Origin of the sequence: Serratia sp. 4542 (genome assembly GCF_016805595.1) — a bacterium.
Classification (GTDB): Bacteria; Pseudomonadota; Gammaproteobacteria; order Enterobacterales; family Enterobacteriaceae; genus Serratia; species Serratia nevei.
The window spans coordinates 968,872-982,407 of record NZ_RXKV01000010.1; the positions used below are offsets into that span (position 1 = coordinate 968,872).

At 61.1% G+C, this 13,536-nt stretch carries 16 protein-coding genes; 9 read left to right on the plus strand and 7 right to left on the minus strand.

Annotated elements, in window-relative coordinates; all coding sequences use genetic code 11:
* Window positions 1–13 precede the first annotated feature (13 nt).
* Window positions 14–799 carry a sulfite exporter TauE/SafE family protein gene (locus EKL15_RS16780; RefSeq protein WP_080440217.1) on the minus strand — a complete coding sequence of 262 codons (786 nt, stop codon included), beginning with the start codon at window positions 797–799 and terminating at the stop codon, window positions 14–16.
* A gap of 191 nt (window positions 800–990) precedes the next feature.
* On the opposite strand from EKL15_RS16780, the gene EKL15_RS16785 reads away from it, so the two are divergent.
* Both EKL15_RS16785 and EKL15_RS16790 read left to right on the plus strand, forming a co-directional pair.
* Entirely contained in the window at window positions 991–2,229 is a 1,239-nt protein-coding gene (locus EKL15_RS16785; protein ID WP_060439967.1) for an FAD/NAD(P)-binding oxidoreductase, read from the plus strand.
* Between the two features lie 127 nt (window positions 2,230–2,356).
* Window positions 2,357–2,650: a SelT/SelW/SelH family protein gene (locus EKL15_RS16790; protein WP_004928553.1), complete on the plus strand. Its 294-nt coding sequence runs from the start codon at window positions 2,357–2,359 to the stop codon at window positions 2,648–2,650.
* Window positions 2,651–2,672: 22 nt separating this feature from the next.
* Here the strand turns inward: EKL15_RS16790 and EKL15_RS16795 are convergent, their stop codons facing one another.
* Complete coding sequence (locus tag EKL15_RS16795) at window positions 2,673–3,335, minus strand: CPBP family intramembrane glutamic endopeptidase (RefSeq protein WP_048321554.1); 663 nt, start codon at window positions 3,333–3,335, stop codon at window positions 2,673–2,675.
* A gap of 215 nt (window positions 3,336–3,550) precedes the next feature.
* Between EKL15_RS16795 and EKL15_RS16800 the strand changes: the two genes are divergently transcribed.
* The 6 genes from EKL15_RS16800 (at window position 3,551) to EKL15_RS16825 (ending at window position 6,865) form a co-directional block, all read left to right on the plus strand.
* Window positions 3,551–4,045, plus strand: a complete 495-nt coding sequence (locus EKL15_RS16800) for a TIGR00645 family protein (RefSeq protein ID WP_033648490.1) — start codon at window positions 3,551–3,553, stop codon at window positions 4,043–4,045.
* 189 nt (window positions 4,046–4,234) lie between these two features.
* The gene (gene fabZ, locus EKL15_RS16805; RefSeq protein ID WP_203089997.1) at window positions 4,235–4,690 is read left to right on the plus strand and encodes a 3-hydroxyacyl-ACP dehydratase FabZ; all 456 of its coding nucleotides are present in this window, start codon (window positions 4,235–4,237) and stop codon (window positions 4,688–4,690) included.
* A gap of 30 nt (window positions 4,691–4,720) precedes the next feature.
* The gene (locus EKL15_RS16810; protein ID WP_048321552.1) at window positions 4,721–5,509 is read left to right on the plus strand and encodes a spermidine synthase; all 789 of its coding nucleotides are present in this window, start codon (window positions 4,721–4,723) and stop codon (window positions 5,507–5,509) included.
* A 79-nt stretch (window positions 5,510–5,588) separates the two neighbouring features.
* Complete coding sequence (locus EKL15_RS16815; protein ID WP_038872997.1) at window positions 5,589–5,783, plus strand: ribbon-helix-helix domain-containing protein; 195 nt, start codon at window positions 5,589–5,591, stop codon at window positions 5,781–5,783.
* Between the two features lie 141 nt (window positions 5,784–5,924).
* Window positions 5,925–6,326, plus strand: coding sequence for a VOC family protein (locus EKL15_RS16820; RefSeq protein ID WP_048321551.1), 402 nt, complete (start codon window positions 5,925–5,927; stop codon window positions 6,324–6,326).
* On the plus strand, window positions 6,326–6,865 hold the full coding sequence (locus EKL15_RS16825; protein WP_180548589.1) for a dihydrofolate reductase family protein: 540 nt from the start codon (window positions 6,326–6,328) through the stop codon (window positions 6,863–6,865). The genes EKL15_RS16820 and EKL15_RS16825 overlap by 1 nt, the downstream gene beginning before the upstream one ends.
* On the opposite strand, the gene EKL15_RS16830 is transcribed toward EKL15_RS16825, so the two are convergent.
* The 3 genes from EKL15_RS16830 to EKL15_RS16840 all read right to left on the minus strand — a co-directional run bounded on the left by EKL15_RS16830 (window position 6,850) and on the right by EKL15_RS16840 (window position 10,187).
* Window positions 6,850–8,244, minus strand: a complete 1,395-nt coding sequence (locus tag EKL15_RS16830; RefSeq protein ID WP_102984711.1) for an MFS transporter — start codon at window positions 8,242–8,244, stop codon at window positions 6,850–6,852. The genes EKL15_RS16825 and EKL15_RS16830 overlap by 16 nt on opposite strands.
* 113 nt (window positions 8,245–8,357) lie before the next feature.
* Window positions 8,358–9,425: an oxidoreductase gene (locus EKL15_RS16835; protein ID WP_203090000.1), complete on the minus strand. Its 1,068-nt coding sequence runs from the start codon at window positions 9,423–9,425 to the stop codon at window positions 8,358–8,360.
* A gap of 12 nt (window positions 9,426–9,437) precedes the next feature.
* Window positions 9,438–10,187 carry a DeoR/GlpR family DNA-binding transcription regulator gene (locus EKL15_RS16840; protein WP_048321547.1) on the minus strand — a complete coding sequence of 250 codons (750 nt, stop codon included), beginning with the start codon at window positions 10,185–10,187 and terminating at the stop codon, window positions 9,438–9,440.
* 147 nt (window positions 10,188–10,334) lie between these two features.
* Between EKL15_RS16840 and EKL15_RS16845 the strand changes: the two genes are divergently transcribed.
* The gene (locus tag EKL15_RS16845; RefSeq protein ID WP_084827820.1) at window positions 10,335–11,210 is read left to right on the plus strand and encodes an alpha/beta hydrolase; all 876 of its coding nucleotides are present in this window, start codon (window positions 10,335–10,337) and stop codon (window positions 11,208–11,210) included.
* Here the strand turns inward: EKL15_RS16845 and EKL15_RS16850 are convergent.
* Window positions 11,137–12,354 (minus strand): MFS transporter, encoded by a 1,218-nt coding sequence (locus EKL15_RS16850; protein ID WP_159318012.1) that lies wholly within the window; start codon window positions 12,352–12,354, stop codon window positions 11,137–11,139. The two genes, EKL15_RS16845 and EKL15_RS16850, sit on opposite strands and share 74 nt — an antisense overlap.
* Complete coding sequence (locus EKL15_RS16855) at window positions 12,345–13,511, minus strand: serine hydrolase (RefSeq protein WP_048321544.1); 1,167 nt, start codon at window positions 13,509–13,511, stop codon at window positions 12,345–12,347. Before EKL15_RS16855 ends, EKL15_RS16850 begins: the two co-directional genes overlap by 10 nt.
* Window positions 13,512–13,536 lie beyond the last annotated feature (25 nt).

Here is a 13,536-nt window from a genome sequence, read left to right on the forward strand (position 1 = left end):
TTTTCCTTCCGTTTCATAGGCTTTTAAATAACATATACAGGGCCAGCGCCAGGAGCATGACGGCATAGAGCACATTGATAATGTCCTCGCGTTTTTTCAGGCGCTCGGCGAGCGCCACCCCCACCACGCCGCCCAGAACGCCACCGACGATGAGCCAGCACGTAATCGCGATCGAGACCTTTCCCGACATGGCGTAGCTGGCGCTGGTCGACAGCCCCATGGCCGCCACGACCACCAGTGAGGTTGCCACCGCTTCAACCATCGAGAAGCGGAAAAACCAGACCAGCACCGGCACAACCAAAAATCCGCCGCCGATGCCCAGAAAGCCCGCCAGCCCGCCCAGGGCCAGCACGCTAGGCCATACAATGGCGGGATGAACGGCAGCATGGGGGGACGGCAAGGGGGTGCCGGCAAGGCGATTTCTTTTCAGCGTCAATCCGGCGACAACCAGCATCAACAGGGAAAAAGGCAGGGTTAAGTAGTGCCCGTCCGTGATTTTTCCCATCTGAGATCCCGCCAGAGCGCCCATAACAGCGACCAGCGAAACGACAACCCCGGTCTGCCACCTGACGTTGCCTTTGGCAGCGTGCGCGGCCAGATTGATCAGCGCGTTAATGGCCACGGACATGGCGCTGGTTCCTATAATCAAATGCGTATCCGGCACTTTCACCATATACAGCAATAACGGCACGCAGACGATTGACCCGCCGCCGCCGGTCAGGGCCAGGAGGAATCCCACAATTCCCCCGGTGACCACTAACAGCATCACGATATAAAAACTGAAATGGAAAAAATCCACTGCACTAATCCCTTAATGATGCTCATGCCATTTATTAACGATCAGTTCACTGGCAATGTCAAATAACTTATTTCGATTTGTTATTACATATATCAAAATGGAATATGTGAATTTTGATATAACCACAAGTTCTATGAATTCGCTTTTAATCTGGCCAGCAACCCCCTACTTTCTTATGAAAGGAGGCCTGCATGAAACCCGAAAAAATAAATACCCAGAAAAGCGTCGTTGTTATTGGCGGCGGCTCATCCGGAATAGGTATCGCGGCAAGCATAAGGAAGCGAATTAAAGACATCGATATAACGGTCGTGGAACCTAACGACTGTCATTATTATCAACCGGCATGGACCCTGGTGGGCGGCGGGCTCTTTGATATCAATAAAACACGGCGTTCCCTGCGCGCTGTCCTGCCTGCAGGAACCGCATGGGTACAGGATAGCGTTGTCAGGGTCGAGCCCAGTCAAAAATACATCGAGACTCGCCAAGGGCAGAAAATAAACTATGACTTTCTTATTGTTGCGTGCGGCCTCGTTTTACGCTGGGATAAAATAGAAGGCCTTGAAGACACCCTGGGATTAAACGGCGTCACCTCTAATTATCGCTTTGATCTTGCCGAATACACCTGGCAACTGGTTCAGGAAATGAAAGGCGGCCAGGCGATATTTTCTCAACCGGCACTACCCATAAAATGCGCCGGCGCACCGCAAAAAGCCCTGTATCTTTCATGCGACCACTGGCGCCGCCAAGGCATTCTGAATAATATTAACGTCAATTTCTGCCTTGCGGGCACGGCGATTTTCGGCATTCCGCAATTTGTCCCCCCGCTGAGCGAGTATTTGCAAAAATACCGTGCAAAGGTCAATTTCAATCATCATTTAATTCGTGTTGATGGCCCGAATCGGCAAGCAACATTTGCCGTAGAGACAAATGAAGAGGGAAAACGCGAGTTAACCCTGCCCTTCGATATGCTCCACGTGGTGCCGCCTCAATCGGCCCCGGCGTTTATTTCGCAAAGTGGGCTCGCAGAGGGATCCGGCTGGTGCGATGTGGATAAATTGACGCTGCAGCATAAGCATTGGCCGGATATTTTTGCGGTAGGCGACTGTTGCTCAACGCCAAACGCCAAAACCCTGGCGGCAGCCCGAAAGCAGGTGGTGGTGGTGGCGGAAAACGTCGCGGCGCTGATTCATGGCGCGCCTCTCACGGCCCATTATGATGGCTATGGTTCCTGTCCGTTGACGGTCGAGAAAGGCAAAGTTGTGCTGGCGGAGTTTGGCTATGACGGTAAGTTACTGCCCACGTTTCCCCTGCTCGACGCAACCCAGCCCAGCCGTCTGGCCTGGTGGCTGAAAGCCTGGTTTTTACCCCGGTTTTATTGGGCGGGCATGCTGCGTGGGGTTGAATGGTTTGCCGGCAGCAAGCGGCCGTGACGCACACTCGGCCCCCCTTGCCGCTCTGGCCGCAGCAGACGCTTGACTATTTGGCGAGACAAAGCCACCATCGCTTGCAGGTCCATCAGGCTGATTGCAAGCCGTTACCACTACCGGTCGATCATCGATGAAAAATGCCCCCGCAGTGACGATCCACTACTGTTCACAATGCAACTGGCTGCTGCGCGCCGGCTGGATGGCGCAAGAGCTGCTCAATACCTTCGGCGACGATCTCGCCTCCGTCACGCTGATGCCGGGCACCGGCGGGGTCTATCAAATCAGCGTCGATGGCGTGATGATTTGGGATCGCAAAATTGACGGCGGCTTCCCCGATGCGGCGCAGCTGAAGCAGCGGCTGCGCGATCACAGCTTCCCCGATCGTTCTCTCGGCCACAGCGACGGGAAGAAAGCCCGGCACTGAACATCCGGCGGCAAGCACAGCTTCAATTTAACGCATAGCTGGCCGCCATCACGACGCCATTCATGGTCATATGCAGCCCAATGGGCAAATAGATCCCTTTGGATCTTACTCGGGCGGCCGTTAACACCAGCGAGATGAGCACCAGGGCTGCCAATGTGCGCCAATCGGTGTACTGGGTATGCAAAACGGCAAAGATGACAGACACCGTTAACGCGGCCCAAATCACCTTATCGTTAAACCAATACATCAGTGCGTTAAACAGACAGCCGCGAAATACGATCTCTTCATAGACGGGGACGACGAAAACCAACAAAGCGGCATTGAGCGCCAAAATCTCGCCGGGCAATGCCACCTGCTCCGTCACCCAGGTTTCCGTTTTTTCCACGCCCATCAAGCGCGGGAAAATAAACTGAATCACCAACAGCGCGAACAGCAGCAGCGCAAAATCGTTGCGTTTAACCTCGCCTTTGCCCAATCCTTCTCTACGGCGGAAAAAGAGCAGGTATAACGAAAAGATAGCGACAAATTCCATTCCGTACAGCAACGGTAGCAATAGCCCTTGTCGCATCAAGGCGGCTCTGTTCTCAATGAACAACGGAATAAATGTAATCAGGAACATCAGCAAAAACATGGAAAAGCAGCCATTAACGGCTCGCGTTCTCGCGATAAACGCATTGTCGACCATATAACCATCCTTAGTTTTGAGCAGCGATTGACGAAACGGTAGCAAGGCAAGAGACCGCGGCAGTTTATCCCTATGCGATATCATTGTCATGAACCCGTTCGCAGCGAACGTCCATTCGCAAATTTCTCCAAGCCATTGGCACGCGGTTGATTTCGCCCGGGTCTCCTGCGTTATACTGAGCGCTCTTTTAGCCACGTAATTAATAAAATTTTATGATTGAACGCTTGCTCGAAAACACGATGTACGCCTCCCGTTGGCTGCTCGCACCGGTTTATGTCGGCCTTTCACTGGCTCTGGTCGCCCTGTCGATCAAGTTTTTTCAGGAGATCCTGCACGTCCTGCCCAACATTTTTTCTATCGCCGAAGCCGATCTGATCCTGACCCTGCTGTCGCTGGTCGACATGGCGCTGGTGGGCGGGTTGTTGGTCATGGTGATGTTCTCCGGGTATGAAAACTTCGTCTCGCAGCTGGATATCACCGAAGGGAAAGAAAAACTGAGCTGGCTGGGCAAAATGGACGCCACCTCGCTGAAAAACAAAGTCGCCGCCTCCATCGTCGCCATCTCTTCCATTCACCTGCTGCGGGTGTTTATGGACGCCAAGAACGTGCCGGACAACAAGCTGATGTGGTATGTGATCATCCATCTCACCTTCGTGCTGTCCGCTTTCGTGATGGGCTATCTGGACAAGGTCACCCGTTCCAAGCACTAACCACGCGCTACCACACCCGATCGCCAGCATCGGGTGCCTCCTTCCTCTCCATTCTGCGCCTGTTTCTCCGCCATCATGTCTTTCATCTGGCACATCTGATGATAATTTTATTATAATGCTATTACACTCACCATGGACTGAACGCCGGCCATCGCACCGGTTTCGCCGCAGACAGGATCACGCGCCCCCATGCCATTGAATGGTCATCCCCTGCAATTCAACGATATTCAGGCGATTTTGCCTCATCGCTATCCCTGCCTGTTGGTCGATCGCGTGCTGCCCGCCGGCACCTGCATTGCCGAAGGGCGGCTGAGCGCCATCAAGAACATCACCGCCAATGAGCCGACGTTCTGGAGCGGCCACGCCCACTTCGCCGGTTTTCCCGGCGTGCTGTTGGTAGAAGCGCTGGCGCAAAGCACCGGCCTGCTGGCCCATTACTATCTCGGGGCGCTGAACGAAGGGGAACATTACTATTTCGCCGCCATCCAGCGGGCGCGTTTTTATCGCGCCGCCCGCCCCGGCGATCAGGTGCTGATGGAGGTCGCCTTTGTGCGCCGGCGCGGGGCGATCGCCCGCTTTACCGGCCGTGCCAGCATCGACGGCCAACGCCTTTGCACCGCCGATTTCATGTGCGCCCGTAAATAGGCCGCTTGCCAAAGGAGCCCTGCGAATACCATGTCTCTGGTTGACAGCTTACTCAGAACCCTCGATTTCTCTCCGCGCGGCCAGGTGATCGCCCGCGAAGCCGACGCCTGGGGCGAAATCATCGTTTCCGATCACAAGGACTACCGCACGCTGCGGTTTGACGGCATCTGCGAGCAGAGCAAGATGAGCCTCAGCAACCCCGCGCAGCCGATCCACAACTACATCAAAGCGATGCTGATGGCGGTGGCCTGGCAGCCGCCGACGTCGGCGTTGATCCTGGGGTTGGGCGGCGGCAGCCTACTGCGTGCGCTGCACGCCCTCGATCCGACGATGCGCCTGGACGTGGTCGAGCTGCGCGCCGCGGTGATCGCCATCGCACGCCGTTATTTTACGCTGCCGGCCACCGACACCATCAGCCTGCGCACCGCCGATGCCATGGACTTCGTGCGCCCGCCCGCCGAGACGCGCTACGATCTGATTTTCTCCGATCTCTATTCGGCGTTTGCCATGGATCCGCAGCAAGGCAGCCAGACCTTCCTGGAAAACTGCGCCGCAAGGCTGAACGACGGGGGCTGGCTGGTGCTGAATTACCACGATCTGCCCGACGAAAATAGCCTGCTGTACCACAGCCTGCACCGGGTATTCAACACCGTGCTGTTTTGCGTCGCCCCCAGCGGCAACGTCATTATTTACGCCACGCTAGCCCGGGTGACGCTGCCGCTGAGCGCGCTACGCAATCTGGCCGCCGGCAGCGGCGAACTGTTCAACTGCGAGCTCGGCTATCTGTCGCGCAAAATAGAGCGGCTGCATTTCCGCTAAAGGCGGGGGCGACGCGGTCTGGCTGGCCGCTTCGCCCACGTGGTATTATCATTCAGTTATCATTCTCTGGAGGATCCTGATGGAAAAGAAAACGGCGCGGCTAACGGTGCTGATTGACCCGGACAAGAAAAAAGCCCTGGAAGACCTGTGCCTGCAGCAGGACGTCACCCCTTCCCAGGTGGTGCGCCAGCTGATCCGCGATTACCTGCATAAGCATCAGGTGGACTATCCCAGCCAGCCGACTCACGCCAACCCGCGCGTAGAGAGCAATTGAGCGGCGGCCTGCCCCGCACACCATGAAGCGCGCTATCCCCCTGCGCGCGTCCCTAATCCGAATCCTCCGTTGCGCTCTGTCCATTCGGCAGCATCGCTGCTACTGTTTGATGCGTTCATCCCTCTTCGGAAAGGAAGCGCCATGTTCAGCCATATTACCGTCGGCGTCAGCGATCTGGACGCCGCCGCCGCATTCTACGACGCCATTCTGTTGCCGCTGGGATTACAGCGGCGGGAAGTGACGCCGGACGGCGGCCCCGCCGCCCGCTGCTGGGTGATGCCGGGGCAAACGCTGCCGCGTTTCTATGCCTACCAACCCTTCGACAGACAGCCCGCCAGCGCCGGCAACGGCAGCATGCTGGCCTTTCTCGCCGCCGATGAGCTGGAGGTCAAGCGCGCCTACGCCGCCGGCCTGCTGGCGGGCGGCAGCAGCGAAGGCGAACCCGGCGAACGCGCGCACTACGGCAAAGGCTATTTCGGTGCTTACCTGCGCGATCCCGACGGCAACAAGGTGCATGTGGTTTACCGGGGAGATCTCGCCTGATGAAATGCTCGGTTTACATCGCCACCAGCGTGGACGGCTTCATCGCCGGAGCGGACGGCGACATCGACTGGCTGCTGCGGCCCGAGTACGCGGTTTCATTGCTCAACGGGCTAAGCTATGAGGCGTTTATCGCCGACATCGACGCGCTGGTGATGGGGCGCCATACCTATGAGAAAGTCCGCGCCTTTCCCGAGTGGCCCTATGGCGAACTGCCGGTGGTGGTGCTGTCGACGCAGCCGCCCGCACAACAAGATACCGGGCACGTTCGCTGGATGACTGGCGAACCGGCGGCCATCGTGGCGCAGCTGGCCGATCAAGGCTGCCGTCACCTGTATATCGACGGCGGCCAGACCGTCCAGCGCTTCCTGCAGGCCGGGTTGATCGACGAGCTGACTATCACGCGCGTGCCGCTGCTGTTGGGCGGCGGCATTCCCTTGTTCGGCACCGATGGTCCGGAGCAGCGCCTGCGCCTGCTCGCCGTCACTCCCTCGGACAACGGCTTCGTGCAAGAACGCTACGCGGTTCAGCGCGCGTCGTAACGCAGCATCAGCCGGCGGCCGCCGAAGGCAATGAGCAACGCCGCCAGCGCCAACAGCGCCGCCGTCCCGTAGGTCACACGCATACCGTAAGCCGCGGCAGCGGCGGTTCCCACCACCCGCTGCGAAGCCAGATAAAACAGCGCCCCCATCGCCGAAGCACCGGTGATCGCCCCGAGATTGCGCGCCAGATTGACCATGCCGGCGATCAAACCGCGCCGTTCAGGAAACAGATCCTTCATCAGCATGGTGTTGTTGGCCACCTGAAACAGCGCATAGCCGGCGGTCAGCAGCGCGATGGGTGCCACATAGCCGAGCACGCCGGCGCGGCTAAGCAGCGACAGCAACGCCGCACCGGCGGCCACCGCCGCCAGCCCAAACTGGGCGATGCGCTGCGATCCAAAACGATCCACCAGATAACCGGCCGGAATGCCGGTCAGGATCGCCACCGCCGGCCCCGCCGACATCACCAGCCCGACCTGCGCAGCGCTTAACCCCAGCGCGCGTGACAGATAGAACGGCCCGACGACCAGCGTGGCGGTCATGACCGTCATCACCAGCGCGCTGGCCGCCAGCCCCGCCGTCAGGGCCGGATGGCGGAACATCGTCGGCGCCAACAGCGGCGATGCGGCGCGGCGCTCCACGCCGATGAACAGCGCCCCCGCCAACAGGGCCCCCAGCATCAACGCCAGGTTGAGCGCGCCGAAATTGCCGCGCCCCAGGGTCATCGCCAGCGAATAGCAGAGCAATGCGCCGCCCAGCAGCAGCGTACCGGCGCGATCGAACGGTTCCTGGCGCGCGGCCGGGCGCGCGCCCTCCGGCAAGTACCGCCAGGCGAGCCACAGCGCCAGCAGGCCCAGCGGCAGATTGATCAGAAACATCGCCCGCCAGCCGAAACCGGCGATCAGCGCGCCGCCCAACGACGGCCCCAACGCGGTGCCCACTGCCGACATGGTACCGAGCAGCCCCATCGCGCGGCCGATTTTTTCCGTGCCCAGCGCCTCGCCCGCCAGCGCCATGGCGATCGACATCATGACCGCGCCCCCCAGCCCCTGCGCCATGCGCGCCGCCAGCAGCAGCCAAAGCTGCGGGGCCAGCGCACAAGCCAGCGAAGCGGCGGTAAACAGCGCGATACCCGCCAGCAGCAGGCGGCGGCGATTAAGGCTGTCGCCCAAGCGACCGATGCCGATGATGCAGGTGGTGACGGCCAGCAAATAACAGAGCAATACCCACTGTACCGCCTGGAACGAAGCATGGAACGCGGTGGCGAGCGCCGGCAGCCCGACGTTGGCGATGCTGATGCCGAGCGATGACAGCAGCATGCTCAGAGACAGTGCGGCCAGTATGCCGCGGACGCCCTGCGGCGTAGGATGGGATAACATGATAAACACTCCTGACATAGACTGAGGGTTAGCCTATGCCAGGGGTTGGGATGGCGGAAGACGCACGACATGCACTGTATCCATGCGTCTGACGCCTTATCTGACGCGAGCCGTTACCAGGCGGCGATCTCCGCCTCGGTGAGCGGCAGGGTTTGGGTGACGCCGGTTTCCGCCGCCAGGGTGGCCGCCTCCAGCACCGCCATCACCGCCAGCGCCTGCGCAGCGGTAACCGGGTTGGCGCCGGCGCCGCGCAGCGCGTCGCGTACCTGGACATAATACTGACGCTGGTCGCCATCCGGCGTCGGCAGCGTGCGCACCGGCTCCGTGCCGATAAACAGGCTCATCGCGTCGTCGTCTTTGCCCCACTCCGCCGAGCCCGGCGTCACGCCGGCCAGCAGCTGGCTCTCCTGCCCATCGGCGCGCGCTTTGACTACGCTGCCTTTCTCGCCGTGCACGGTAAAGCGCGCTACGCCCCCCGCCACCAGCATGCTGCCGTGCAGGATCACGCGTTGCGTCGGGTAGTTGAGCACCACGTGGGCCCAGTCGTTAATCTGCGCATTGGGGCGCAGCGTGGCGATGTTGGCCTGCACGCTTTGCGGCAAACCGAACAGCTGCAGCGCCTGATCGACCATGTGCGGCCCCAGATCGAACCACAGCCCGCTGCCCGGCAGATTCTGTTCACGCCAGCGCACCCGCACTTCAGGGCGGTAGCGATCGATGTGCGACTCAAAGTGCGTCACCTTGCCGATCAGCCCCTGTTCGATCACCTGCTTCACGCCCAGGTAGTCGCTGTCCCAGCGGCGGTTCTGGAACACCGACAGCAGGCGGTCGTGTTTTTCCGCCGCCGCAATCAGCGTACGCGCCTGCGCCAAATCCAGCGTAAAGGGCTTATCCACCACCACGTGCTTGCCCGCTTCCAGCGCGGCCAGCGCCAGCGGCGCATGGGTATCGTTCGGCGAAGCAATCACCACCAAATCCACCTCCGGCCGGTGGATAGCCTCCAGCGGGTCGGCGATCACCTGCGCGTGGGGCAGATCGGCATGCACCTTGGCGGCATCGCGCGAAGCCACCACGCTCAGTTCCATCCCCGGCACCGCGTTAATCAGCGGCGCGTGAAACGCCTTGCCGACAAAGCCGTAGCCAATCAGGGCCACCTGCAACGGTCGTGCGGTATCGTTCATCAGTGTTCTCCTCTAGCGGTCGTCGGCGACGACACAAAGTTCAATCAGTGATTGTTCGTCCAGGTTGTCCCACGGGCGATCGGTAAACAGCCGTTGGATCTGCGCCAGATCCGCAACGTGATGCGGTTCGCAGCGATCCAGCTTCATATGGTCGGCCACCAGCCAGCGCTCGCCGCTGTTGGCCAGCATGGCACGTTTGACTTCGGCATCGGCCTCCTCGCCGGCGCTCAGCCCCAGCTGCGCATGTACCGCGCAGGCGCCCAGCAAGGCGATGTCCGCGCGGTAGCGTGCCAGCAACGCCAGGGTGGCGCCGCCGGCGAACAGCCGCTGGCGCGCATCCCATTGGCCGCCAAGCAGAATCAGGTTGATCTCCGGCCTGTCGCTCAGGCACTGTGCGATATCCAGTGAAGCGGTGATCACCGTGGCCGGCCCACGCAGCGCCTGCGCCACCGCCAGCAGCGTACTGCCCGCATCCAGCATCAGGGTGCTGCCGGGTGGGATCTGCGCGGCCACCGCGCGACCGAGCCGCTGCTTGACCTGCGGCAACAGCGCCGCACGCGCCTGGCGCGGCATGTCGGACGGTTCGAGCGCGATCGCCCCGCCGTGATGTTTCTGCGCCAACCCTTGCCGCTCGAGATCGGCCAGATCGCGGCGCACGGTATCGACCGAAACGCCGATGGCGCCGGCCAATTCCGCCACCGCCGCCTGCCCGCGTTCGCTGAGCAAATCCAATAAATGGCGCTGTCGTGCCGCTTTGTGCATGGGTTTGTTCCGCAATAAAAGCATAAAACAGCAATATACAGCAGAAAACAGCATCAGAGAAGCCGCAATGATGCGCACCGGAGATCAAACATCTTTTCACCTGCGGGACGATGATGAAGGCATAACGCATAACAATCCGGAGAAGTGATGAGCATCGATCTGACGTTTGAAGACCTGAGCGTGCGCGCCGTGCAATACAACGCCCGCGCTTCGGTGGAAGATTTTGACGCCTGCATGGCGGAATACGCCGCGCTGGCCCAGCGCGCCAGGGCGCAGACACCCGGCATTTACGATCTGCGCTACGGCATGAGCGCCGCAGAGCGCCTCGATCTGTTCCCGGCCTGCACGCAGCCCGCCCCGCTGCTGATCTTTATTCATGGCGGCTACTGGCATTCGCAGCGCAAAGAGGAAGCCTGTTCGATGGCCGCCGCGTTTGCCCGCCGCGGCGTGGCGGTCGCCACGCTGGAATACACGCTGGCGCCGGAAGCGACGCTGGCGGAGATCGTGCACGAGGTGCGCAGCGCCGTCGCCTGGCTTTATCATCACGGGGCGCCTTTCGGCATCGATCCGGCACGTATTTTCGTCAGCGGCAGTTCGGCCGGCGGCCACCTGTGCGGCATGCTGATCGCCGACGGCTGGCAACCACGCTATCGCCTGCCGCCCAACGCGATCAAAGGCGCGTTGGCGCTGAGTGGCCTCTACGATCTGCGCCCGCTGTGCGATATCTACATCAACGACTGGCTGCACCTGACGCCCGAGCAGGCGCAAAGCCTCAGCCCGCTGTTTTTACTGCCGGCGAAGGAACATGCGCCGCAGATATTGCTCGACGTCGGCCAGCGGGAAACCCAAGGGTTTAAAAACCAGACGCAGGCCTATTATGACGCCTGCCTGGCGCGCGGCCTCGACGTCCAGCTGCTGGCCGATCGCCACTGCAATCACTTTACGTTGGTCAACGAGCTGGCCGATGCGGAAAGCGCGATGTTTCGGCAGGTGATGGCGATGATTGACGCAACGCAACCGTAGCCTGCCGTTGCAGCCACAGCCTGGCGGCGATCGCGATCGCCGCCAGTGCGGCAAACATGGCCCCACACAGCAGGCTGCCCTGTAGCCCCCAGGCAGCGATAAACCAACCGCCCACCAGCGACCCCACCGCCACGCCCAGGTTGATAAAGGCGATATACAGCCCGGTGGCGAACGCCGGCGCCTGCGGCGCTTCGGCGGTCAGCCAGACCTGCGTCACGATCAAACCGCTGGTGTGCGCCGCTCCCCAATACAGACAAAGTACCGTCATCGCGCCGATATTCGCGCTGCCGTAGCGATACAGCAGCGCATAAGCCGCCATCAAGGCTATCGGATGCAGCAGCACCGTCACTGCGCGGTGGCGGCTCAACCCCTTGCCGGCCAACAGGTTGCCCGCGACGCCGCCCACACCGAACGCCACCAGAAGCCAGCCGATGGCGGCGTCGCCAATACCGGCTTCACGGCTGAGGTACTCGGCCGCGTAAGCGTAGACGGCAAACATGGCGGCAAAGATCAGCACGCAGGTAGTGATATTCAACCACAGCGTGCCGCTGCGCAGGATTGCCAACTGCTTGCCGTAGCTGAGACGCTGCACGGCCGCATCAGGCAAGCGCCACAGCAATCCCAACGCCGCCAGCAGGTTGACCAGCGCGCAAAACCGGAACGATGCCTCATAGCTGAACTGCCCGGCGATCCATTGCGTCAGCGGTATGCCCAATACCATCCCCATGCTGGTGCCGATAAACGCATAAGCGGTTGCTTTGGTGGCCAGATGCGGCGGATAAAGCGCCGCGGCCGCCACCATGGCCAGTGAAAAGTAGATCGGATGAAACAACGCCGGCAAAATACGCAGCAGCATCAGCATGGCAAAGCTGTCCGCCTGAGCGGCCAGTGCGCTGGCTGCCGCAAATACGGCCAACGCGATCAACAACATGCGTTTGCGATTGAACCGCGACGCCAGCAGCACCAACAGCGGCCCGAACAGCGCAATGGTCAGGGCGAAGACCCCGACCAGCCAGCCGGCCTGCGCCGTGGAGATGCCATAGCGCGCGATGATCTGCGGTAAAATACCCACCACGCCGAACTCGATGCAGTAAACGCCGAACAGCCCCAGCGCGATGAAGAAAATCGGTGGCATCAGGCCCATGACGGCACTCCCGTGGCGGCATAAACCGCCTGACAAATCTCGCCGACAAAGGTGCCGGACATTCCTTCCAGCGCCGTGTTGGTAAATGCCACCACGCTGAGCTGCCGGGCAGGATCGACGAACCACGAGTGGCCATAGGTGCCGCCCATCCGCCAGCTGCCCACAGACTCCGGCGTTTGCGCAGCGACGGGATCTTTCAGCACGGTGATGCCCAGGCCGAAGCCGCGCCCTGGCCAAAACGGCATCGGCAGATCGCCGATTTGGTTGGTGGTCAGCGCCGTCACCCAATCAGCCGGCAGCACCTGCCCGCCCCCCTGGCGCAACGTTTCCAGCAGGCGCAGGAAATCCGCCGCCGAACCGACCATGCCGGCGCCGCCGGAGGCGTACGCCTGCGGATCCAGCGCACGCGCCGGCGACAGATGAAAACCGGCGCTGCCGTCGATGAACGGTAAACGATCCGGCTGGCGCAGGCGGCGCGGCTCGCCGGGATGATCAGCGTAAGCGGCCGCCAGGCGCGCGGCGTCCACCGCCAGGAAATCGGTATCCGTCATCGCCAGCGGCCCGGTCACCCATTTTTTGACCGCCTGCGCCAGCGGCAGGCCGCTCGCCCGTTCAATAACCGCGCCCAACACATCGGTGGCGATGGAATAACGCCACTCCGCGCCGGGCGGTGCCAGCAACGGCGCGGAGGCAATGCGCCGCACATTTTCCGGCAGGCTGAGCGCCGCCTCATCCATCCCGTCGGAGACGCCCAATCGGGCGTAGCATCCGCCTTCCGGCTGAAAAAAACGGTAGCTTAACCCGGCGGTGTGGGTCATCAAATGGCGCAGCGTCAACAACGGGACGGTGCCGTCCGCCAGCCGCGGACGAAAATCCGGCAGCCAGCGGGTAACGGGATCGTCCAACCGCATGTCTCCTCGCGCCATCAGCGCCAGCGCCGCCGTGGACACGATCGGTTTGGACACCGAAGCTAACCTGAACAGCGTATTGCACGCCATCGGTTTGCCCGCTTCGCGATCTGCCATGCCCGCCGCACGTCGATAAACGATCTCACCGCCCTGCGCCACCAAAACGACCGCGCCAACCAATCGTTTTTCGCGCAAGGCTTTCTCTATCGCGCCGTCGATCGCGTTGGCGGAGGATCCGTATTCACTCATCTTTATTGCTCCAGGTAGTCAGCCC

Excerpts from the sequence above, each read along its gene's own strand:
- EKL15_RS16785 (WP_060439967.1), top strand. The coding sequence starts at position 991 with ATGAAACCCGAAAAAATAAATACCCAGAAAAGCGTCGTTGTTATTGGC.
- EKL15_RS16790 (WP_004928553.1), top strand. The coding sequence starts at position 2,357 with ATGAAAAATGCCCCCGCAGTGACGATCCACTACTGTTCACAATGCAAC.
- EKL15_RS16795 (WP_048321554.1), bottom strand. The coding sequence starts at position 3,335 with ATGGTCGACAATGCGTTTATCGCGAGAACGCGAGCCGTTAATGGCTGC.
- fabZ (WP_203089997.1), top strand. The coding sequence starts at position 4,235 with ATGCCATTGAATGGTCATCCCCTGCAATTCAACGATATTCAGGCGATT.
- EKL15_RS16810 (WP_048321552.1), top strand. The coding sequence starts at position 4,721 with ATGTCTCTGGTTGACAGCTTACTCAGAACCCTCGATTTCTCTCCGCGC.
- EKL15_RS16815 (WP_038872997.1), top strand. The coding sequence starts at position 5,589 with ATGGAAAAGAAAACGGCGCGGCTAACGGTGCTGATTGACCCGGACAAG.
- EKL15_RS16820 (WP_048321551.1), top strand. The coding sequence starts at position 5,925 with ATGTTCAGCCATATTACCGTCGGCGTCAGCGATCTGGACGCCGCCGCC.
- EKL15_RS16825 (WP_180548589.1), top strand. The coding sequence starts at position 6,326 with ATGAAATGCTCGGTTTACATCGCCACCAGCGTGGACGGCTTCATCGCC.
- EKL15_RS16830 (WP_102984711.1), bottom strand. The coding sequence starts at position 8,244 with ATGTTATCCCATCCTACGCCGCAGGGCGTCCGCGGCATACTGGCCGCA.
- EKL15_RS16835 (WP_203090000.1), bottom strand. The coding sequence starts at position 9,425 with ATGAACGATACCGCACGACCGTTGCAGGTGGCCCTGATTGGCTACGGC.
- EKL15_RS16840 (WP_048321547.1), bottom strand. The coding sequence starts at position 10,187 with ATGCACAAAGCGGCACGACAGCGCCATTTATTGGATTTGCTCAGCGAA.
- EKL15_RS16845 (WP_084827820.1), top strand. The coding sequence starts at position 10,335 with ATGAGCATCGATCTGACGTTTGAAGACCTGAGCGTGCGCGCCGTGCAA.
- EKL15_RS16850 (WP_159318012.1), bottom strand. The coding sequence starts at position 12,354 with ATGGGCCTGATGCCACCGATTTTCTTCATCGCGCTGGGGCTGTTCGGC.
- EKL15_RS16855 (WP_048321544.1), bottom strand. The coding sequence starts at position 13,511 with ATGAGTGAATACGGATCCTCCGCCAACGCGATCGACGGCGCGATAGAG.